At 63.9% G+C, this 20850-nt stretch carries 16 protein-coding genes and 2 pseudogenes; 5 read left to right on the forward strand and 13 right to left on the reverse strand.

The genetic code is table 11. The features are described from left to right. Positions 1 to 76: 76 nt before the first annotated feature. From ACLF6L_RS13075 to ACLF6L_RS13090, 4 genes are read right to left on the reverse strand one after another with little or no spacing between them, the layout of a single operon-like run. Positions 77 to 1183 carry a glycosyltransferase family 4 protein gene (locus ACLF6L_RS13075; protein WP_238616194.1) on the reverse strand — a complete coding sequence of 369 codons (1107 nt, stop codon included), beginning with the start codon at positions 1181 to 1183 and terminating at the stop codon, positions 77 to 79. Then, entirely contained in the window at positions 1180 to 2523 is a 1344-nt protein-coding gene (locus ACLF6L_RS13080) for a phenylacetate--CoA ligase family protein (RefSeq protein ID WP_412851828.1), read from the reverse strand. Before ACLF6L_RS13080 ends, ACLF6L_RS13075 begins: the two co-directional genes overlap by 4 nt. A 10-nt stretch (positions 2524 to 2533) precedes the next feature. Then, on the reverse strand, positions 2534 to 3748 hold the full coding sequence (locus tag ACLF6L_RS13085; RefSeq protein WP_412851829.1) for a glycosyltransferase: 1215 nt from the start codon (positions 3746 to 3748) through the stop codon (positions 2534 to 2536). After that, positions 3745 to 4821: a nucleotide sugar dehydrogenase gene (locus tag ACLF6L_RS13090; RefSeq protein ID WP_412851830.1), complete on the reverse strand. Its 1077-nt coding sequence runs from the start codon at positions 4819 to 4821 to the stop codon at positions 3745 to 3747. The genes ACLF6L_RS13085 and ACLF6L_RS13090 overlap by 4 nt, the downstream gene beginning before the upstream one ends. Positions 4822 to 5100: 279 nt before the next feature. Between ACLF6L_RS13090 and iscB the strand changes: the two are divergent. Further along, a pseudogene (gene iscB, locus ACLF6L_RS13095) lies at positions 5101 to 6432 on the forward strand (RNA-guided endonuclease IscB). Here the strand turns inward: iscB and ACLF6L_RS13100 are convergent. After that, on the reverse strand, positions 6381 to 6740 hold the full coding sequence (locus ACLF6L_RS13100) for a 3-hydroxyacyl-CoA dehydrogenase NAD-binding domain-containing protein (protein ID WP_412851831.1): 360 nt from the start codon (positions 6738 to 6740) through the stop codon (positions 6381 to 6383). The pseudogene iscB and the gene ACLF6L_RS13100 overlap by 52 nt on opposite strands. Before the next feature lie 39 nt (positions 6741 to 6779). On the opposite strand from ACLF6L_RS13100, the gene ACLF6L_RS13105 reads away from it, so the two are divergent. Beyond that, positions 6780 to 8621: an asparagine synthetase B family protein gene (locus ACLF6L_RS13105; RefSeq protein WP_412851832.1), complete on the forward strand. Its 1842-nt coding sequence runs from the start codon at positions 6780 to 6782 to the stop codon at positions 8619 to 8621. Positions 8622 to 8930: 309 nt separating this feature from the next. Continuing rightward, the gene (locus ACLF6L_RS13110) at positions 8931 to 9311 is read left to right on the forward strand and encodes a hypothetical protein (RefSeq protein ID WP_412851833.1); all 381 of its coding nucleotides are present in this window, start codon (positions 8931 to 8933) and stop codon (positions 9309 to 9311) included. Here ACLF6L_RS13110 and ACLF6L_RS13115 read toward each other — a convergent pair. After that, a pseudogene (locus ACLF6L_RS13115) lies at positions 9301 to 10541 on the reverse strand (IS3 family transposase). The gene ACLF6L_RS13110 and the pseudogene ACLF6L_RS13115 sit on opposite strands and share 11 nt — an antisense overlap. A gap of 174 nt (positions 10542 to 10715) precedes the next feature. Here ACLF6L_RS13115 and ACLF6L_RS13120 point away from each other — a divergent pair. Next, positions 10716 to 10934, forward strand: a complete 219-nt coding sequence (locus ACLF6L_RS13120; RefSeq protein ID WP_412851834.1) for a PEP-CTERM sorting domain-containing protein — start codon at positions 10716 to 10718, stop codon at positions 10932 to 10934. A 94-nt stretch (positions 10935 to 11028) separates the two neighbouring features. Here the strand turns inward: ACLF6L_RS13120 and ACLF6L_RS13125 are convergent, their stop codons facing one another. Beyond that, positions 11029 to 11799 (reverse strand): class I SAM-dependent methyltransferase, encoded by a 771-nt coding sequence (locus ACLF6L_RS13125; RefSeq protein ID WP_412851835.1) that lies wholly within the window; start codon positions 11797 to 11799, stop codon positions 11029 to 11031. Between the two features lie 121 nt (positions 11800 to 11920). Here ACLF6L_RS13125 and ACLF6L_RS13130 point away from each other — a divergent pair, with 121 nt between their 5' ends. Beyond that, positions 11921 to 12997, forward strand: a complete 1077-nt coding sequence (locus tag ACLF6L_RS13130; RefSeq protein WP_412851836.1) for a 3-deoxy-7-phosphoheptulonate synthase — start codon at positions 11921 to 11923, stop codon at positions 12995 to 12997. 32 nt (positions 12998 to 13029) lie between these two features. Here ACLF6L_RS13130 and ACLF6L_RS13135 read toward each other — a convergent pair whose 3' ends face one another. Genes ACLF6L_RS13135 through ACLF6L_RS13160 form a run of 6 tightly spaced genes read right to left on the reverse strand, consistent with a single transcriptional unit; the run spans position 13030 to position 20827 of the window. Continuing rightward, entirely contained in the window at positions 13030 to 14922 is a 1893-nt protein-coding gene (locus tag ACLF6L_RS13135) for an XrtA/PEP-CTERM system amidotransferase (protein WP_412851837.1), read from the reverse strand. 5 nt (positions 14923 to 14927) lie between these two features. Further along, the gene (locus ACLF6L_RS13140; RefSeq protein ID WP_412851838.1) at positions 14928 to 16085 is read right to left on the reverse strand and encodes a TIGR03088 family PEP-CTERM/XrtA system glycosyltransferase; all 1158 of its coding nucleotides are present in this window, start codon (positions 16083 to 16085) and stop codon (positions 14928 to 14930) included. Further along, complete coding sequence (gene xrtA, locus ACLF6L_RS13145; protein WP_412851839.1) at positions 16082 to 17677, reverse strand: exosortase A; 1596 nt, start codon at positions 17675 to 17677, stop codon at positions 16082 to 16084. The genes ACLF6L_RS13140 and xrtA overlap by 4 nt, the downstream gene beginning before the upstream one ends. Then, positions 17674 to 18888 carry a TIGR03087 family PEP-CTERM/XrtA system glycosyltransferase gene (locus tag ACLF6L_RS13150; protein ID WP_412851840.1) on the reverse strand — a complete coding sequence of 405 codons (1215 nt, stop codon included), beginning with the start codon at positions 18886 to 18888 and terminating at the stop codon, positions 17674 to 17676. The genes xrtA and ACLF6L_RS13150 overlap by 4 nt, the downstream gene beginning before the upstream one ends. Then, positions 18885 to 19955, reverse strand: a complete 1071-nt coding sequence (locus ACLF6L_RS13155; RefSeq protein WP_412851841.1) for a FemAB family XrtA/PEP-CTERM system-associated protein — start codon at positions 19953 to 19955, stop codon at positions 18885 to 18887. Before ACLF6L_RS13155 ends, ACLF6L_RS13150 begins: the two co-directional genes overlap by 4 nt. Beyond that, a complete protein-coding gene (locus ACLF6L_RS13160; protein WP_412851842.1) occupies positions 19952 to 20827 on the reverse strand; it encodes an XrtA system polysaccharide deacetylase in 876 nt (291 codons plus the stop codon). Before ACLF6L_RS13160 ends, ACLF6L_RS13155 begins: the two co-directional genes overlap by 4 nt. Between the last annotated feature and the right edge of the window lie 23 nt (positions 20828 to 20850).

Raw genomic sequence — 20850 nt, forward strand, 5'->3', positions numbered from 1 at the left:
CCGCGATCCAGTCGACTACTGGGCTCCGGAGTCAGCAAGTTGCGGGACATACCGGAAATGGTTGCAGTGTAATGTGTCATGGTTCCATCGCCTCCCGATAGACGCCATATAACACCTGGCGTACCTGCTCCCATTGAAAGCCACCCACCGCCTCCAGACCGTTGCGGCGCAGCCGTGAAACTAGGCCAGGGGAATCCATGAGTCGGCATACGGCCTCGGCCATGGCCCGGGGTTCACCCGGAGGCACCAGCAGGGCGGTGCTGCCATCCTCCACCAGATAGGGTACGCCCCCCACATGGGTACTGACGACGGGAACCCCACTGGCCAAGGCCTCCAGAATGGAGTTGGGGGTGTTATCGATCAGACTGGGATTGAGCATGATGTCGGCACTGCGATACAGGTCCGGCAGCAGGCCAACTTCCAGACGGCCGGCAAACGTGACCCACGGCGTCAGTTGCAGCGATTGCACCAGGGCCTCCAGGGCGGGGCGCTCCGGTCCGTCACCGGCGATGGTCATTCGCGCCTCGGGGTGATGTTCCCGGATCAGGGCCAGGGCACGGATGGCCGTGGCGTTGTCGTAGATGTCTTCCAGGTTACGGGTCACGATGAGGTGCGGCCCCCCTCCCCCCGCTCCAGGGGTACAGGGGACATAGGATCGATGCGGGGCAAATTTTGAAAGGTCGATCACATTGGGGACCACCACCGCCTCGGCATGGAAACGCCCAAAGACATCCCGCAGAAAGCCGGAGGGAACGATGATGCGCGACGCCCGCGACATGGTGGGGCGTATCCAGCGCCAGGACTGCTCGAAGAAGGCTTCCGCCCCACCGCCCCGGTAATTGACGACCACCGGCACCCCCCGGATACGCCCGATCCAGATGGCGGGGGCCGCGAACAGATGCCAGGACCAACCGGAGTTGGCCATGACGTGCATGACGCTGATTCGGTCGCACAGCCGCCACAGGGATACCACATAGGGGACAAGACGAAACAAGGCGCGCACGCCGCGGATGCGCTCAATCCAGCCGGGGTGATAGGGCGCGTTCATCTGGACCAGTTTCACCACCAGATGATCCTCCTGCAGCAGACGGGCCAGCTGCCGGGTCTGGTTGGCAATGCCGCCGGGGGGGGGGGGCAACGGCCCCACCAGACCGATGCGCCAGGTCGGTTCAGGTATGTTCATGGGCGAGATGCGTAGGCTTCCGAAATCAAGGTGACGTACTTCCCGGACTTCCCCGGCGGGATGTGGTCGGGAAACGAGAAGGTGACGGGAAGATCCGTGCCCATCATGCCCTGCATCCTGCGACACACCTCATCCAACAGGGCCTGGGGGAACGGGGCATCGCGCACCAGTAGGATCTCGATGGACAGGTCTCGACGCTGGATGATGCGGAACTGCTTGAGATCCGGCAGTTCCCGCAGGATGCCCACCAGGGCGGCACTGTGGATCAGACTGCCGTCCCGAGCCACGATGAAATCCGTCATGCGCCCCATGACCTGCCCCAGGGTGGGCAGGGTGAGTCCGCAGGGACAGGGCTCCGCCTCCAACGCCACTCGATCACCGAGGCGGTAGCGCAGCAGGGGCATGCCGTGGCCGTCGAGATTGGTCACCACCAGGTCGCCCACGCCCTGTGCATCGGGCTCATCCAACTCCAGCAGTACATGCTCGGCGGCGATATGCAGGCGCCCGGCGGGGCATTCGTGGGCCAGGTGTCCGCCGTCACGGGAACCGTATTCGTTGCCCACCGGACACTGGAAGACCTCCAGCATCTTGTCCCGCTGGTTGGGATAGAGGACTTCGGAGGTGCAGGTCACCAGTTCAGGGCGCCAGCCGCCGAAGGCTTGTGGGTGGCGTTCCATGTAAAGGGCCACATGGTAGAGCACGGTGGGGTAGCCATAGACCAGTCGAGGACGGAAACGGCGCAGTTGCTCCGCGCCCCGGGCCAGGGCCTCGTCACGCAGGTCCAGCCCGGAGATCACCACCTGATTGAGAAACCGGCGGTCCTTGAAGCGGCGCAAGGCGTCCTGCTTGCTCAGCTCCACCGGAGACCCCCAGTAATCCACCTGACGGCTCCCGGGCTCGATGCCGAACCAGGCCCGGCCCCGCAACTTGGCGGCATTGTGCCAGGATTCCTTGATGGGATCGGTGTAGAACACCAGGGGCTGGCCGGTGGAGCCGCCGGTGGTATGGCGAATCAGCCGATCCCGGTGGTCATCGGCCGTCAGATCGTCCAGGTATTCGCGCACATCGGCCCTCTCCAGCAGGGGCAGCCGGGTCAGGACCTCCCGGCCCAGTTCTTCCGGATGGGACACCCCCAGCGCCTCGAAGCGCCGGCGGTAGAAGGGCACATGGTGCCAGCAATGGGTCATGAGCCTTTGCAGCTTGCGGTCCTGCAGGGCCTTGAGAGCGTCCGGAGACAGGCGTTCACTGCCCCTCAGCGAGGCATAACAGGCGGCAGTGCTGCGTCCCCGAAGGCGTTCATGGAGGGGGAACACTACCGAGCGAACGAACCCTTCATGCATGGAACACCCCCTACCCTTGCCCGTTCATGGTCCTTTGGCAGATATCCTCAAAACACCTGGCCACCGCCAGGGAGGAGCAGTGATCTTCCACGTGGCGGCGGGCGGCCTGTGACAGCCGTAGCCGCAGGGCCGAATCCGACAGGAGCCGGTCCAGGGCCTGGGCCATGGCCTCCGGGGTATCCGCCTGCAGAAACTGCTCGCCATCGGTGAGCGGCAGGCCTTCCACCCCCAGCCCGGTGGAAACCACCGGCAGGCCCATGGCCATGGCCTCGTAGGCCTTGATGCGGGTGCCGCCCCCCACCCGCAGGGGGATCACATAGGCCGCGCCACCGTATACATGGGGGCGGATGTCATCCACAAAGCCGGTGAAGGTCCAGGGCAGGTTGCGCCGGGCCGCCTGCTCCACCAGTTCCGGATGGGGCCTGCGTCCCACCACGGTCATGCGCGCACCGGGGCGACGCTGCACCAGCAAGTGCCAGACCTCGTCCATGAAAAAGCGGATGCCGTCGATGTTGGCCTGCCAGTCCATGGCACCGGTGAAGATCAGGTGGTCCCCGTCGCCGGGCGGCCGGTAGGCAAAGAAGTCCAGATCCACGCCGGTGGGGATGGCCTCCACCCGACGGTTCCGAGGCATGGCCCGGAATGCCTCGGCATCCCGTTCCGAGACTGCCACCACGGTATCGAAACGGGGCAGTTCCCGGGCTTCGAAACGAGCCATCTTGCGATGCTGACCCCGCCAGACGTAGCGTTTCAAGGGATGGCCGGCCACCTCGGCATGACGGCGAAAAATCTCCGCCTCCACGTTGTGGGTGAACATCACGGTGGGGCACAGGCCGTGGAGGGGGGCCAGGGTGGCGGCGTGGATGAAATCGAACACGGCCACCTGGGCACCCTGCTGAAGTTGTTCACGCACCCGTCGGCGGGCCACGGGGTCCACGCCGGCGGCCACGGAGACGGGCTTGAGGGACAGTAAATGGCGCAGCCGGGTGATCCTGTGCAACGGCCCGACACTACGGGCCGGCCAGGCGATGAAGCGGTCGCAGACCGCTTCGATCTCTTCCCGATGTCGGGCCGTCTGCTCGGGCGTGGCCGGCGACATGAGGGTGATGTGAAACCGCCCGCCCTTCATGCCCCGCAGGATCTGGGTGGTGCGGATCTTGCCGCCTTCGTCGGTGGGAAACAGAAACCGGGGTGACACAAAGACCAGGGACGGACGTTCGCTCACCAGCAGATCCCCTGATAGGCGGCCTTGAGGGCGCCGCGGTCCTTGATACCCACCAGGTCAAGCACCTGCTGTTCCGGACCGGCATGGGCCAGCAACTGTGCCACCAGCGGGGCATCACTCAGCCCCAGGACGATCACTTCCGAGTGTTCGATGAGGGCACGGCAATCTTCCATCAGCAGGGAGGCGATATGGGGCAGTGTCTCCTCGATGTAGCGCCGGTTGGCGCCGATGACCCGGGACAGCTGCACGTTGGGGTCGTGGATCTTCAGGTCCATGCCCTTGCCGATCAGACGCTCCGCCAGTTCCACCAGGGGGCTTTCGCGCATGTCGTCGGTGCCGCTCTTGAAACTCAGGCCGATCAGGCCCACGCGCCGCTTGCCGCTGTCCAGGACAAAATCCACCGCATGGTCGATCTGCTGCTGGTTGCTGGGAATGAGGCTGCCGAGCATGGGTAGCTCGGTGTCCTGCTCCTTGGCCATGTAGAGGACCGCCCGCAAATCCTTGGGCAGGCAGGAGCCGCCGAAGGCAAAACCGGGACGCAGGTAGGCCGGGGAAATGTTGAGCTGGCGGTCCCGGGTGACCAGTTCCATCACCTCGCGGGAGTCCAGGCCCAGGGACTGGGACAGGCGTCCCACCTCGTTGGCAAAGACGATCTTGAGGGCGTGGAAGGCATTGCAGGCGTACTTGACCATTTCCGCCGTGCCGATCCCGGTACCCACGAACTCGCAGGGCAGATGTTCGAAGATGGGCTTCACCTGGTCCAGGGTGCGTTCGGAATCGGCACCCACCACGGTGAAGGGGGGATGATCATAGTCCTTGATGGAGGAGCCTTCCCGCAGAAACTCCGGCTGGAAGGCCAGGCCGAAGCCCTCCCCCACCCGCTTGCCGGATGCGGACTCCAGCGCCGGCCCCACCAGCTCCAGGGTGGTGCCGGGCTTGACGGTGGAGCGCAGCACCACGGTGTGATAGTGGTCCGTCAGCACCAGGGCTTCGCCGATCTGCCGGGCCACGTTGCGCACGGCGGCAAGATCCTGGCTGCCGTTGCGGCTGGAGGGGGTGCCGACGCAGGTCAACTACCCCCGACTGAAGTCGGGGGCTTGTGAGAGCAAGCCGGGTTGACCAGGGAGAGCGGTGAAAGTCCGCTACGTTTGCAACAGGTCGTCAAGACCCACCGGCGGATGCTGCCTCAGTCCGCCGCTCTGGAAGGCTGGGATCATGCTGGCGAAAGGTAAAGCGCCGAAGGTTCCAGCCGCCGCACAAGCGGGAGCCGGTTGCAGACATTCCCGAGGGGAGATGGGGCGTAAGCCCCACGTCACCGGACCCGTAAGGGTTCTGTTTTGAGAGCATTTGAGATGGCGGTTTTGGTACTGGACAAGAGGAAAAAGCCCCTGATGCCCTGCTCGGAGAAGCGGGCACGGTTGCTGCTGGAGCGGGGCCGGGCCGTGGTCCACCGGATGCGTCCGTTCACCATCCGGCTCAAGGATCGCACGGTGGAAGAATCCGTGCTGCAACCCATCCAGATCAAGATTGACCCCGGCAGCAAGACCACCGGAGTCACGGTGATTCGCGGAGGATGATTCTGATCCAGAGCATCAGCAGGTAGTGATGCTGATGGAGATCGAGCATCGGGGCCAACAGATCAGTGAAAATTTGACCCAGCGCCGTGCCTTTCGTCGGCGGCGCCGGGGACAGTTGCGCCACCGGGCGCCCCGGTTCACAACCGGACCCGGCCACGGGGCTGGCTGGCCCCCAGCCTGCAACATCGGGTCGATACCACGATGGCCTGGGTGAACCGATTGTGCCGACTGGCCCCAGTGACGGGGATCATCATGGAGCGGGTCCGGTTTGATATGCAGACGATGGAAAATCCAGAAATCAGCGGCGTTGAATACCAACAGGGGACATTGCACGGTTATGAGGTCAGGGAATATCTGCTGGAGAAGTGGCAACGGTGCTGTGCCTATTGCGGCGCCAGGAACGTGCCCTTGGAGATCGACCATATTCACCCCCAAAGCCGGGGCGGCTCGGACCGGGTCAGCAATCTGACCCTGGCTTGTCGTGACTGCAATCAGGCCAAGGGGAATCAGCCCGTGGAAGTGTTTCTGGCCGATGATCCCAAGCGCCTGCAACGGATCAAGGCCCAGGCCAAGGCCCCCCTCAAGGATGCCGCCGCCGTCAACAGCACCCGCTGGGCACTGTTCCGACAGCTTCAGGCCACGGGCCTGCCGGTGATCACCAGTAGCGGTGGCCGCACCAAATACAATCGACAGCGATTGGGCATTCCCAAGACCCATGCCCTGGATGCGGCCTGTGTCGGGCCAGTCACCGCCATCACCCACTGGAACGTGCCCACATTGACGGTGCGGGCCACGGGCCGGGGCAGTTATCAGCGCACCCGGCTCAACCGCTTTGGCTTTCCCCGTGGCTACCTGATGCGGCAAAAACAGGTAAAAGGCTTTCAGACCGGGGATCTGGTGCAGGCCAACGTACCGACCGGTAAAAAGGCCGGCACCTATCAGGGCCGGGTGGCCATTCGCGCCACCGGCAGTTTTAATATCCAGACCCGAGAGGGTGTGGTTCAGGGGATTTCACACCGCCATTGCCGCCTGCTACAAAGAGCTGATGGCTATGGCTATGCCTTGCAACCCAAACCGACACAGGAGGACGCGACCAGGGCCGCGTGATCGTGCTGCGCACGATGCGCTATCCCTCCCCGCCCTGAAGGACGGGGTTTCTCGCGCAAAATGATGAAGGACACTTCCGAGCGCCGGATGGCTTCGCTCACATCATCAGTAACCGTCAGGCGTCCCGCCTGTACCACCTGGGCGGTCAGCTCCTGGATACCTTCTTCCACGATGGGGGAATGCCCACGACGCAACAGATCCAGCTTGTGCGGGTCGATGTCGACCCCGACGACCTCATGGCCATCCCGTGCCAGACACGCGGCCGAGACCGCCCCCACGTACCCCATCCCAAAGATCGCGATTCTCATGCTGGTCCATCCCGATGGTTCGGATTACCATGATTATTCATGTTCCATGATGCACCCGCCATGACCGACTCCCCCAAGTTGCACGACGTGAGGCCAACCCAGGGCATTGCAGGCGCGCTGACCACGGCCGACGACTTCGACACCGTGATCCGTTCCACACTTTCCGGAAGACTGGAGGGCGGCGCCCTGGTCAGTCAAGGGCCGGCCTTCTGTGCCGCTGCCGGTGGTGGTGTGCTGCAAACCGATGGACTGATCCTGACCCTGACAGGCCGGGCGCATCATGGCGACGCTACCAGCGTGGATGCCGTCCTGCAAGCACTGGCCCGGGATTACCGCCGTCAGGGCGCGGCAGCACTGACCGTCCTCAAGGGGCCTTTTGCGCTGGCGATCCTGGAGCCGGAACGCGGGCGCGGCCTGCTGGCGGTGGACAAGATCGGCATCCGGCAGCTCTATTATGCCCAGGACGGCACCCGGCTGAGCTTCTGCAGTGCCCTGGCCCCACTGGTGGAGGCGGGGCTGGGCGGTGATCTGGATGCCCAGGCGATCCATGACTATGTGTACTGTCATTTCATCCCCAGCCCCCGAAGCATCTACCAGGGCATCCGCAAGCTGCCCGGCGGGCATGTGCTGGAGTGGGAGCGCGGGACGCATCGGGTACGCCCCTACTGGCTGCCCCGCTTTGAGGAAACTCCCGTGGATGTGGCCGGGGCGGGCAAGGAGATGCTGGCGATCATCGAGCAGGCGGTGCGCGATGTTGCCGCATCGCCGGAAGCGCCGCGCACCGCCGCGTTTCTGAGCGGCGGACTGGACAGCTCCACCGTCACCGGGATGCTGGCCAGGGTGAGCGACGAGGCCCACGCCTACTCCATCGGTTTTGATGTGCCCGGTTACGACGAGATGGAATATGCCCGGCTTGCCCGCGGCCATTTCGGGGCCGTCGGCCATGAGTATTACGTCACGCCGGACGACATCACCACCTGGCTGCCGCATGTGGCGGCTGCTTGCGATGAGCCGTTCGGTAATTCTTCCGTGCTGCCGGCGTTTCTGTGTGCCCGCAAGGCCCGCGAGGAAGGGGTGGAACTGATGCTGGCCGGCGATGGTGGGGATGAGCTGTTTGCCGGCAACGAACGCTACGCCAAGCAAGGGGTATTCGAGCATTTCAACCGCCTGCCCGCCTGGGCCAGACAGGGGCTGATCGCGGGCACGGCCCCGCTGGCGAATCTGCCGCTGCTGCGCAAGGCCCACAGTTATGTCACTCAGGCGCGGATTCCGCTGCCGGACCGGATGGATACCTATGCCTTCCTGGAGCGCCATGATCCCCGGGAGGTTTTCACGGCGGGGTTCGTCGGCACGGTGGACCTGCACGCCCCCAGGGATCTGAAGCGAGGCCTGTTCGCGGCACCGGAAGGGGCTTCCCTGCTCAACCGCATGCTGTATCTGGACTGGCATTTCACCCTGCACGACAACGATCTGGTGAAGGTGAACACGGCCTGTCGGCTGGCTGGGGTGGAGGTAGCCTATCCGATGCTGGCCGAAGACCTGATGATGCTCTCCAACCAGATTCCGTCGGCGCGGAAGCTCAAAGGCAACCAGTTGCGGTGGTTCTACAAACAGGCCTGCCGGGATTTTCTGCCGGAGGCCATCATTCAGAAGAAAAAGCATGGTTTCGGCCTGCCCTTCGGCATCTGGCTGCGGGATCATCCGCCCCTGCGGGATCTTGCCCTGGATGCACTGACCCGCCTCAAGGGGCGGGACATCATCCGGCCCGAGTTCATCGACGAGCTGATCCGCCTGCACCGGGACAAACACGCCGCCTATTACGGGGAGCTGGTGTGGGTGCTGATGGTGCTGGAGCTGTGGCTGGCCGGACGCCGGCCTTGAGTGTAAAAAATTCCGACACCACCCCCGCCTTCATCGTCCGGCCTCCGCATGGCCCCCCAAAAACGAGGGCAGGCCTGGGGGCTGGGCGCGGTTTATTAGCCATTTTCTGCCTTGAAAAGCCGCATCATGGGGTCTTTCTATCCTGACAGGCAGAAACGTCGGATTTCTTTACAATATCAAGACTAAAAGCTTGAGACATTCCTCATAAAATCGCATCCGGAAGCCATCACCCCGCTACAGGCACACTTCATGCTTAAAAACTAGCATGCAGTTTTCCACCGAGCGCTTTTCGTGAAGGATCCAACGTCGATGAACACAGCCCACAACAAGAACAACACACTGAAGCATCTAGTCATGGCACTGTTGGTCGGCGCCGGCACCTTGGTGGGTACGGCTCAGGCTGCGGTCATTACCCTGACGACCACGGTAACCAACGCGCCTAACCAAATTAGCTTTCAAAAGACGGGCAGCACATCAGGGGAAATCAACGGTTGGCAGGTGCAGGGCATCCCCACGTTTTTGTTCAAAGTCACGAATACCAACGCAAACATTAACAACAGAATAATTACTGTGGAGTTGAAGCTTGAAGGTGCTCGTGACGAATGGGAATGGTCTGATACCTATTCGCTTACCGGCACAATAAAGTGGACCCCATCGTCAAGACAGAAAGAGTATGAGTTTAAGCAATAGCTTGGGGGTCGCTCGCAGCGGAACAGCGCTGCCCTGGTACTGCGGTTTCACTGGGTGGCGTCACAGCCGACGGGCCGTACTTATCCACGATCAGTGCGCCTCCGCCCTGCCGGTTCCGATAGACCGTATCCGGTGTCTCGTTCGCCAGAGCCGCGTGGGGGCGTTCGCCGTTGTAGAACGCGAAGTAGTCCATCAGTCCCAGCGTGACTTCCTTGAGATTGGCGTAGCCCTTGAGGTAGACGTCTTCATATTTCACCGTCCGCCAGAGTCGCTCGACGAAGATGTTGTCAAAGGCCCTTCCGCGGCCATCCATGCTGATAGTGACTCCCTCTCGCTTGAGCACGCCAGTGAACGAGTCAGCCGTGAACTGCGAGCCCTGGTCACTGTTGAAGATCTCCGGTGGCCCGTACAGCTGCAGGGCCTCTTCGAGGCAGTCAACGCAGAAGGTCGTATCCATGGTGTTGCTGAGCCGCCAACTCAAGACCTTGCGGCTGTACCAGTCCAGGATCGCGACCAAGTAGGCGAAGCCCTGAGCCAGACGGATGTAGGTGATGTCGGTACTCCAAACCTGGTTGGGCCGGTTGACCACAACGCCACGCAGCCGATACGGATAAACCTTGTGCTGCGGGTGCGGACGACTGGTATGCGGACCCGGCGCGATCGCCGCCAACCCCATCCGACGCATCAGGCGCTGGACACACTTACGGTTGACCTTATGGCCCTGGGTCCGCAGCTCGACCACCATGCGCCGACTCCCGTAGAACGGCCGTCGTGTGTAGATCTCGTCGATGAGTCCACACAGCAGCAGGTCGCCGGCCTCATCCGGTGACAAACGCCAGCGCGCATACACGGTCGCCCGGGAAACCCCGGCCAGCGCACACTGGCGAACGATGGAGATCTCGCCACCCGCGTCAATCCAGTCTTGACGGTTCACGGCAGGTTGATCCCGGACTTTTTTTTGAGCCAATCGAGTTCCATCTTCAGGCGCCCAATCTCACCGTAGAGACGGTCCGGGGCATCCTTTTCCGACACTGGCTTGGGGCCCCGCTTGCCTTCGAAGAGCGTGCCAGCCTGCTCGAGGATCGCCTTCTTCCACTGGGTCACTTGGGCGGGATGGACCCCGTAGGCTTGACCGATCTCGTTGACGGTCTTGACCCCCTGAATCGCCTCAAGACCAACTTTCGCCTTGAATTCAGCGTTGTACGTGTTTCTCTTCCGTTTTTCAGTCATCTTGTTAGTATCCCGATTCAGCCCCCCACTCAGAGCTTAAACTGCTGTCTAGATATCGGGGTCCACTATACAATTAGCAAGAACGCTAGTACCTATGCTCTCAATTGGAGTAACCTGACCATCGGCACTGCGCCCAATGAGGGAATCCCATACATTCAGCTCAGCTTCGCCCCCTTGAGCGTCGTAGGTCAGGCCGAGGGTTCGATAAATCCCATTTTCAGCTCCTGGTTACCGTCCGCAAATTCATTAGGCGGATCATCAGAAAGCAATCCCGACAACCTCAACACCCCGAACAACCTCGTCACCGCCGTTCCCGAACCCGGCATGCTGGCCCTGTTCGGTGCCGGCCTGCTTGGCGCAATGGGCTTCCTGCGGCGCAGACGCGCCATCTGATCCTTGCCCGTCGTAGCAAGGCTCTCCCCTCACCCCAACCCCTCTCCCGCAAGGGGAGAGGGGCTTACCTTCCCCTGCGGATTGGGAACTGGTCTTACCCCCTTCTCCCCTCGGGGGAGAAGGGCTGGGGATGAGGGGAACGTTTGGCCGACACCAGGATGGCGTGGCTGAGCAGGCTGCCCAACCCCGGAACGGCCCGGATCAGCCGCCGCATCCAGGGCCTTTCCAGCAACGACTGATACCGCTGCAGACGCCCCGGCAGGATGGGGATCCAGTGCACCTGCACCTCCGTGGCCCCTTCCCGTTCCAGCCAGACGGCAAGATCACCGACCCGGTCGTACCGAAGACCCGGCGCACGCCCCGTCAATCGGGCCACCAGACACCGGATCCGGGTGGTCAGGCAGTCACGGTTCAGAGCGTCGATCCAGACCTGTCCACCCGGTCGGGTGGCATGCACCAGCTCCCGCACTGCCTGCTCCGGCCGTGACAGGGCCTGCATCACACCAAAACACAGGACACCGTCCAGGGAAGCGGGACGGATCGCCAGCTGCGTCACATCCCCCACGGCCCAGGTCATCGCCGCCGGACTGCGTTCCCGGGCCTTTTGTACCGAGGGCAGGGAATAGTCCATGCCGATGGGACTGACGCCCTGCCCGGCCAGATAACGGGTATAACTGCCGGCCCCGCAACCCACGTCCAGCCACAGGGCGCCCGGCGCATCCCCCGGCCAGAGGCGCTGAAAGTTTCTCAACCGGGCCTCCAGGCCGGACCGCGTCCAGCCGGCGATGTCGGCGTCATCCTGACAGACCTTACCGCGCTGAATGAAGCGTTGACGCCATTGTTCTTCGAATTTTGGGCGGGGCATGAAGTCTTGGGAAAAATTCTGGGCGGGCTGATAGTTTGAGGCTTGGAACCGCATTGCACAATGCAATGCATTTTCGCGTTAGACTGTCAAGATTGTCACCCTTTTACGCCGGATCACCCGCATGACCACAGCTCAGACCGAAAACCTCAACATCGCCGCCATGGACTACATGCCCTCCCCCCGGGAGATCAAGGCACAGTTCCCCCTGTCCGATGCCGCGGCCCGCAGTGTCCTCGCCGGGCGCAAGGCCCTGTGCGACATCCTGGACCATCGGGATCCGCGCCTGTTCGTGGTGGTGGGTCCCTGCTCCATCCACGACCCCGAGGCCGGCATGGACTATGCCCGACGCCTGAAGACGCTGGCGGACGAGGTATCGGATGTCATGCTGCTGGTGATGCGGGTCTATTTCGAAAAGCCCCGCACCTCGGTGGGCTGGAAGGGGTTCATCAACGACCCCCATCTGGACGATACCTTCCGCATCGACGAGGGCATGGCCAAGGCCCGGCGATTTCTGATGGACATCAATGAGCTGGGGCTGCCGGCGGCCACCGAGGCCCTGGACCCCATCGCGCCCCAGTACTACGGCGATCTGATCGCCTGGACGGCCATCGGCGCCCGCACGGCGGAATCCCAGACCCATCGGGAGATGTCCTCGGGCCTGTCCACTCCCGTGGGCTTCAAGAACGGCACCGACGGCGACCTGAGCGTGGCGATCAACGCCATTCTGTCGGCCGGCAGCCCCCACAGTTTCCTGGGCATTGGCAATGACGGGCAGTCGGTGATCCTGCGCACCCGGGGCAACCGTTACGGCCATCTGGTGCTGCGCGGCGGTAACGGGCAGCCCAACTATGACACCGTCTCCGTGGCCCTGGCGGAGCAGGCCCTGGACAAGGCCGGCATCCCCCGGAACATCGTGGTGGACTGCTCCCACGCCAATTCCTCCAAGAACCCGGAACTGCAGCCGCTGGTGATGAAGGATGTGATGCACCAGATCCGGGAGGGGAACCGTTCCATCGTGGGGCTGATGGTCGAGAGTTTCCTGGAGGCGGGCAATCAGCCGCTGACGGCGGATCGTTCCAAGCTGCGCTACGGCTGTTCCATCACCGATGCCTGCGTGGACTGGGCGACCACGGAGGAGATGATCCGCAACGGCGCGCAGATGCTGCGGGAACTGATCGACGATCGTATCTCGGCTTGAAACCTGGACTCCCGCTTTCGCGGGAGTGACGCTCACCCTTCGTTGCGCCGCAAAAACGCCTCGAACATGAACAGGGACCACAGGGGGGCGCTGTAATCCCGGCGCCCGCTCACATGGGCATCCACCAGATGCCGGAGGGTGTTCATCTCGAAAAGACCGGCATCCTGTAGCCGCTCACCGAGGATGGTATCTTGCAGACGCTGTTTCAGGGGGCCGCGGAACCACTGGTCCAGGGGCACGGCAAAGCCCTGCTTGCGCCGGTACAGGATGTCGTTGGGCAGGTGTGGCTCCATGGCCTTCTTCAGCAGGTACTTCCCTTCCCCACCCCGGAGCTTGAGCGACGGCGGCAGACCCGAGATCCATTCCACTAGGGGATGATCCAGGATCGGTACCCGAACCTCCAGGGCATGGGCCATGCTGGCCCGGTCCACCTTGGTGAGGATGTCGCCGGGCAGATAGGTCTTCATGTCCAGATACTGGACCAGGGACAAGGGGTCTTCCACCGGCGCACGGGCGGCGTGGCGGCGCAGCACGTCTACCGCCATGTGTCCCTCCAGCTGCCGCCGAAAGGCGGGGCTGTAGAGGTTCAGGCGCTGCTCGTCGCGGATGACCGCGATATTGTTGAAATACCCTTCCACCGCGTCCCTGGCCAGGGCCTGGAAGGTGGCGCGGGCGCGGAACATCCGGGGAGCCCGGTCCAGCTTGGGATATATCCGTCCCAGGGTGCCGAACAGGGGACGCCGCAACCCCAGGGGCAGATGGTTGCGCACCCGTTCCTCCTGTAGATGGAATCGGTAACGCCGGTATCCGGCCAGGGTCTCATCCCCGCCATCCCCCGACAGGGCCACGGTGACGTCCTGCCGGGCCAGTTCGCAGACCCGGTAGGTGGGCAGGGCCGAGCTGTCGGCAAAGGGTTCGTCGTAGAGATCCGCCAATCGGTCCAGCAGGCTGAAGTCATCCGGGTCCACCTGCCGCTGCCGGTGGCTGGTATGGTAGCGCTCGGCCACCTGGGCGGCATGGGCGGACTCGTCGTAGCGGGGATCGCTGAAGCCGATGGAGCAGGTCTTGACCGGGTCGTCCATCAGGCCCGCCATCATGGCCACCACGGCGCTGGAGTCCACGCCGCCGGACAGGAAGGCCCCCAGGGGCACCTCGGCCACCAGACGGATGCGTACCGCTTCGCGCAGGCGCTCCACCAGTGCCTCCATGGCCTGGGCCTCGTCCATGGGGGCATGGGGCTGGAAGGGTACGTCCCAGTATTCCCGTGGCTCCCCCGGTGCGCGGCCCCGCTGCAGCAGCAGGGTGTGGCCGGGGGGCAGCTTGTGTACGCCCTGGTAGATGGTGCGCGGCTCGGGCACGTAGCCGTAGGCGAAATATTCGTCCACCGCCCGGGGGTCCAGCGACCGGGGCAGATCCGGGTGGGCCATCAGAGCCTTGAGTTCGGAGGCGAAGATGCACTGGCCATTGGGCAGATAGGCATAGTAGACGGGCTTGATGCCCAGGCGGTCCCGGGCCAGGAACAGGCTTTGGCGGTTGCGGTCCCAGACGGCGAAGGCGAACATGCCGCGAAAGTGACGCACGCAGTCTTCGCCCCATTCTTCCCAGGCATGGACGATGACTTCGGTGTCGCAATGGGTGCGGAAGGTATGTCCGGCGGCCTTGAGGGTGTCGGTCAGTGCCGGGAAGTTGTAGATCTCGCCGTTGTAGGTGACGGCCACGGTGTGGTCTTCGTTGAACAGGGGCTGCTGGCCGCTGGAGAGATCGATGATGGACAGGCGGCGGTGGGCCAGCCCGACCCCGGGTTCCAGGTGGACGCCGCCTTCATCGGGGCCACGGTGGAACTGGATCTGGTTCATGCGTTCCAGCAGTCCCCGGTCGATGGGGGCCTGGCCCTGGATGTCGAAGATCCCTGTGATGCCGCACATGTTTTTTATCTCTTGGAGAGTCTGTCATAGACGTTCAGGTAGCCCTGCACCATGGCTTCCAGGCTGTAGCGCTGCTGCGCCCGCTCCCGGGCGGTGCCGCCGTGGGTCCGGGCCAGGGCCATGTCGTCCAGATAGCCACTCAGGGCGTCGGCCAGGGCCTCGGGATCACCGGCGGGGATCAGGGTGCCGGTCCGGCCCGGCTCGATCAGGTCGGGATTGCCCCCCACCGCGGTGCCGATCACCGGCAGACCGGTGGCCATGGCCTCCAATACGGTGTTGCAAATGCCTTCCGCCAGGGAAGGCACCACGCACAGGTCCATCGCCGCCATCAGGTCGGGAATGTCGTCACGGTTGCCGGGCAGCCAGGCCAGGTCGGCGACACCGGCTTCCCGCAGACGGGCCTGCAGCCCCTCCCACAGGGGGCCGTCTCCGATCATCACCAGACGCAGCCTGCGCTTCAGCCCTTCATCCCGCCTCAGCAGGGCAAGCACGGCCTCCACCAGGATATCCGGGGCCTTGACCGCCTGCATCCGCATGACAGCGCCGATGACAACAGCCTCCGGGGGCGCGAATCCCTCCGGCAGGATGGAGCGGACCTGGGCCTTGTCCCGGGGTGAAAAACGGACAACATCCACCCCGTTGCAGATATGGTTCAGGCGGGCCGGGGCCACGCTGATCTGCCGTGACAGGTAATCCAGCTGGTGCCGGGACAAGGCAATGTACTGGCCCACCAGGGGCCGGAACACACGGCGCAGGTGCCGGGTTTTGGCCCGGGAGCCGTCCAGATCACCGATGTCCCAGCCATGCTCGCCATGGACACGCCGCCTCACCCCCGCCAGGGCGGCAATGGCCTGGGTCTCCAGGGTGGCCATGTTGCGGGTATGGACAATGTCCGGCCGCAGTCGGCGCAGCAGCCGCCAGAGCCGGCCGTGGACCTTGAGGTCCTTGCCCTCCTGCTTGTGCAGAGCATGCAGCGTCACGTCGTCGCGGCGAATGCGGCGACTGAAATCGGTGTAGTCCGTCATGCACACGATGGCATGGCGGTAGCGGTCCGCCGGCATGTGGTTGATCAGGTTGACCAGACCGTTCTCCATGCCGCCCACGTCCAGACGATGAATGATGTGGGCCACCAGCGGTGGTGTACCCCGCGGGCCGTTGGTCATGAGCCTGACTCCGGCCGGTATTCCACCTGGATCAGCCCGGGCATGCGGGTCAGGAAATCCTGCAGGACGGCCCGCCCCTCATCGGCGGTGATCGGGAACTCCGTGGTCACGGCCACCAGCAGCGAGCCGTCCCGATGGCCACTGAGCCGGGCCCAGGCCTCCAGGAGCTTGACCTCGATGGGTCGGGCGGTGGCACGATCCGCCACCTGGTACCAGTGCCAGACGATGCGGCCGCGATCTCCGGGACCGCGCATGACCGTTTCGCGGACCATGTGGGGCTCGCCGCCGGCAAGGATCACGCCGCGCCCGGACTCGGAAATCCGGCGCCAACGGACTTCATCGTAGATCAGGTTGCCGTAGGTGATGAGATCCGTACCGGCCTGGTCATGACGGTAATGAGACAGGTGCAACGCCAGCTCACGTCCGTTTTCAGACCGGTAGGCATGCTGGGACTGGTAATCCGGCTCGGCAAACCGGGGCTGCCAGACCGGTGATTCGTCCCGCTGGGGTAAGGTCCAGCCCGTGACCTGGGGGGCCACCGGATAACGGTCACCGGCCAGGGCGGCCATGCGCTGGTTGAGGCCCATCTCGGTCAGGGGGGCCATGGACAGAACCACGGCGGCCAGGACGAGGGGCATGACCACCGGGAAGACCACGGAGGGGGACGGGTTCCCGGCCCGTGTGGTCAGCTGTTGCCGGCTCTCCTCTTCCGGATGGTCGTCTTCCCGGAACAGGCTGCCCACCCAGAACAGCAGGAACATCACCACGCCGAAGAACAACCAGCCGTAGACCAGGTGGTCCACCCCGACGGCGTGTTCCATGTCGGTCCAGTGGGCGATCATGATGATGCCGTAGGCCCGCAGGCCGTTGGCCACGATGGGCGCGATGATGGCAAAGGCCGTGAACACCAGTCGCCGCCAGAGGCTGCGGTAAACCAGATAGGCGTACACCAGCCCCAGGGCCACCGAGGCGATCAGATAGCGGATGCCGCTGCAGACCTCGGCCACCACGAAATCCCCGGCGGGAATGCTGATGTAGTAGCCCTCGGCAAATACCGGCAGCCCCGTCAGACGCAGCATGAGCACGGTGAACCAGGCGGTATAGTCCTGCAGGATGGGGACCAGGAAGCTCCCCACCGGCCAAGCGAAGAAGACATAGGCCAGGGGGAAAGTCAGCGCCCTGGAGATGCCAAGCCCCAGAATGGTGATGACCAGGGCGGGCACCATGGCCACTACCACGAAGGTCTGGACTACGGTGACATCGGCGGCCCGGGCCAGAATCCAGCCGAAACCGAGGGCGGCGAGCAGCAGGATGCCCAGGTAGCTGGGCTGGGGGGTGAGTTCGGCCAGTCGGCGGCGCATGCGCCAGGCCAGAAACAGGCTGATGGGCAAGATGACCATGCCGTGGGCGTAGGTGTCGGAAGTGGTCCAGATATGCACCAGCTTCTGCACACTGGGCCAGTAGAGGAGCACCATGGCTCCCATGCCCGCGACCAGGAGTCCCAGGGCCAGGGGCCATGACAGGCCCGGAATCCGGGGGGCTGCCGGGTCTGCTGATGGATGTTCAGCCGATGTTGAGAGACGGGTGTTCATGGGGACTCCAACAATGTCACGAACCGCTCCATGTGCTCGGCCCAGCTGTAATGTTCACAGACACAGGCCCGCCCCAACCGCCCCAAACCCGGAGACAGGTTACCGGACAGGACATCGCAGGCCAGCCGGGCCAGGGTGACCGGGTCTTCGCTCACCGGCCATTCCAGACCCTCGCAGGCACGCAGTCCATCCAGGGCCTGGGGGGTCACCAGCACCGGCTTGCCCATGGCCATGGCCTCCAGCACCTTGTTCTGGATCCCCCGGGCGATCCGCAGCGGCGCCACCGCCGCCTCGGCATGGGTCAGATAGGGGCGCACATCCTTCACCGCGCCCGTGACCTGGACGCCGTCGATCTGCTCCAGTTGTTTCACTTCCCTGGCCGGCCGGGCGCCGACAATGGTGAAACGGGCATCGGGGTGATCCAGTCGCACCAGGGGGAAGACCTCCCGGGCAAACCAGCACACCGCATCCACGTTGGCCCAGTAGTCCATGGCGCCGGTGAAGACCAGATGCTGCTCACCCACCCCGTACGGGCGGGGATACTCTCGTTCCGGGCTGAAATAATCCACGTCCACGCCGTTGTCGATGGCATGGATGCGACCGGCCGACTCCGGCGCCAGCGTCCGGAACAGGGCCGCCTCCTGCTCACTGACGAAGGCACCCGCGTCCGTCAGGGACGCGACACGGCGCTCGAAGGCCAGCAGACGACGGGATTCCCGGGCATAGATCCGGTTCATGGGAAAGCGATGGGAAGCGGCGTACTGGCGCCACTTGTCCGAGTCCACATCGACGAAATCCACCACGACCCTGCGACCGGCATGGTCTTCCGGTCGCAGGTACTGGGCCATGGCGGACGAGAAAATCAGGACCCGTTCCACGCCCTGGTCCAGTATCCGGCGCACCCATTGCCGCATGGATCTGCTGTCGTAGTAAGGCTCCGACAGGGGGCGGCCGTCCATGAAGCCCCGCAGACTCGCCAGCTTGGCCAACGGCGGTCGCAACGGCAACAGGCAGGTGCTCTCGCACAGGCGAGCCACGTCTTCCCGGTAACGCCAGTCGTGGGGGTCGTCCACGAACGCCCCCAGGTGAATGCGGTAGCGCTCCGCCAGGTGCTTGAGCAGGTTGAATGACCGGATCTTGTCCCCCTTGTTGGGCGGATACGGGATCCGGTGGACCAGGTAGAGTAGCGCCGGGCGTGTGGTGTCGTTCATCCCAGACCCCGGGAGAGACGGGGACCGATCAGGTTGGCCACCGGGGTGGGCAGACGCTTCCAGGCCTCGATGAAGAGACGGTACTTGGGGTTCAGGGGGTTGATCTCGGGGATGGCATCCGCCTTCACCAGATGGTACTCGTAGTAGAGCGGCTGGGGCTGGAAGCCCCAGTTCTTCTTGAAGCTGAAGGAGCCGGTGCCCCGCTTGCTGCGACCGTAGTCGAAGCACCGGTAGCCCGCGGCGCAGGCGTGGCGCATGACCTCCCAGTAGAGGAAATCGAATCCGGCCAGTTCCCGGGCCGTGGGCATGCCACCGCCGTAATAGGGCAGCACCTCGTCGCGGAAGCAGAAGCTGAGCACGCTGCTCACCGGCTGGTCCCGGTGGGTGACGGTGAGAATCCGGGCATCCTGGCCGAAGGTGTCCAGCAGGCACTGGAAATAGCGGCGGGAGAACACGGGGGTGCCCAGGCGACGCACGCTGTCGGCATAGATGCCGAAGAAGGTGGCGACCTCATCCTCGAACCGGGATGCAAGCCCGTGCTTGATGCCCTTGCGCACCATGGCCCGCTGCTTGCGGGGGATCGCCAGCAGGTTGGCTTCTTCCTCCGGCTCGATGGGCTTGCGAAAGGTGACGTAGAGATCATCCTTGCAGGGCCACTGGGGGCAATGACGACGCAGGTGACGCAGTTCCAGATAATCCACCCGAAGTGCCTCCGCCAGATCCCGGGCCGCGTCGATCAGGGCCTGGGCCGTGGCTTCGTCGTCGGCGGCCACGCCGCCGTAGACACAAAAGGGCATGGAGACGAGGGCATTGCCGAACAGCAGGGTCTTCACATGGCCCAGGGGCAGGATACCCCGTATCCGGCCGTCCTGTTCCGCGTACAAAAAGTGCGCGGGATGTCCGAAGGCCTCCCGCAGTACCCGGCGCCAGCCGCCGCGGTGAAAGAAGGTGGCTTCCGGGCATGCCATGACATAGGCATCCCAGCGGGCCTCGTCGCCATCCTCAAGATGACGGATGGTCGGTGCTGTGCGGGCGTCACTGCCCTTGGTATCCATGACTGCATTCATGCGGGATTCACTGCCTGTTCAAGAAAGATCCGGTCCATGCGTCCCCATTGAAAATCCGACAACAGCCGTTTGAGTCGGCCTTCGGTGCGGGACAGATTCAGGTAATGACGCACCCGGGTCTTGAGCCCGAGCCCGGTCTGACGAGGCTGATCGGGGTCGATCTCCCAGGGGTGGAAATAGAACACGGCGGCCTGCCGGTCCCGCTGGTTGACCTGGCGAATGGCCCAGCGGGAGATTTCATAGGGCAGCAGGCGGAAATAACCGCCGCCGCCGCAGGGAAGCTTTTTTCCCAGCACTTCCACGGTGGTGACGGGGATTTCCACCAGATCGCCCTGCCCCGGCCGGAAGGAGAAGCGGGGTGCCTCGGGCATGCCGTAGAGATCGTGGTGGACCGGATAGATGCTGGAACTGTAGCGGTGGCCGGTTTCCCTCAGGGTATCCAGGGCCCAGAGATTGTCGCGGCCGATGGAGTAGCTGGCGGCCCGGTAGCCCAGTACCGGGGCACCCACGGTGTCTTCCAGCAAGGCCCGGGTTCGGGTCACGTCCTGGCGGAAGGCCTCGGGGGTCTGCTCCGTGGCCCGGATATGGGACCAGCCGTGGCTGGCAATCTCGTGGCCTTCGGCCTGGGTGCGCCGGACCAGTTCGGGATAGCGTTTTGCCACCCAGCCCAGGTAGAAGAAGGTGGCCTTGGTGTCGTGGTCCGCAAAGAGCTGGAGGATGCGGTCCACATTGCGTTCCACCCGGCAGGGGAGTTCGTCCCAGGTGCCGCGACAGATGTGGTTTTCAAAGGCGGAGACGTGGAAATAGTCTTCCACGTCCACGGTCATCGCGTTGCGGATGCCTTGGATGGGGCTGGGTCTGGCTGTGTTCATGAGGTACTGCCTCCCCTGATTAT

It is taken from the genome of Ectothiorhodospira shaposhnikovii, assembly GCF_047222355.1.
Lineage (GTDB): Bacteria > Pseudomonadota > Gammaproteobacteria > Ectothiorhodospirales > Ectothiorhodospiraceae > Ectothiorhodospira.

Bases quoted from the DNA above. Each gene is read 5' to 3' on its own strand.
- ACLF6L_RS13075 (WP_238616194.1), bottom strand. From the start codon at position 1,183: ATGAACATACCTGAACCGACCTGGCGCATCGGTCTGGTGGGGCCGTTG.
- ACLF6L_RS13080 (WP_412851828.1), bottom strand. From the start codon at position 2,523: ATGCATGAAGGGTTCGTTCGCTCGGTAGTGTTCCCCCTCCATGAACGC.
- ACLF6L_RS13130 (WP_412851836.1), top strand. From the start codon at position 11,921: ATGACCACAGCTCAGACCGAAAACCTCAACATCGCCGCCATGGACTAC.
- ACLF6L_RS13105 (WP_412851832.1), top strand. From the start codon at position 6,780: ATGTTCCATGATGCACCCGCCATGACCGACTCCCCCAAGTTGCACGAC.
- ACLF6L_RS13100 (WP_412851831.1), bottom strand. From the start codon at position 6,740: ATGAGAATCGCGATCTTTGGGATGGGGTACGTGGGGGCGGTCTCGGCC.
- ACLF6L_RS13125 (WP_412851835.1), bottom strand. From the start codon at position 11,799: ATGCCCCGCCCAAAATTCGAAGAACAATGGCGTCAACGCTTCATTCAG.
- ACLF6L_RS13155 (WP_412851841.1), bottom strand. From the start codon at position 19,955: ATGAATGCAGTCATGGATACCAAGGGCAGTGACGCCCGCACAGCACCG.
- xrtA (WP_412851839.1), bottom strand. From the start codon at position 17,677: ATGAACACCCGTCTCTCAACATCGGCTGAACATCCATCAGCAGACCCG.
- ACLF6L_RS13140 (WP_412851838.1), bottom strand. From the start codon at position 16,085: ATGACCAACGGCCCGCGGGGTACACCACCGCTGGTGGCCCACATCATT.
- ACLF6L_RS13160 (WP_412851842.1), bottom strand. From the start codon at position 20,827: ATGAACACAGCCAGACCCAGCCCCATCCAAGGCATCCGCAACGCGATG.
- ACLF6L_RS13110 (WP_412851833.1), top strand. From the start codon at position 8,931: ATGAACACAGCCCACAACAAGAACAACACACTGAAGCATCTAGTCATG.
- ACLF6L_RS13150 (WP_412851840.1), bottom strand. From the start codon at position 18,888: ATGAACGACACCACACGCCCGGCGCTACTCTACCTGGTCCACCGGATC.
- ACLF6L_RS13135 (WP_412851837.1), bottom strand. From the start codon at position 14,922: ATGTGCGGCATCACAGGGATCTTCGACATCCAGGGCCAGGCCCCCATC.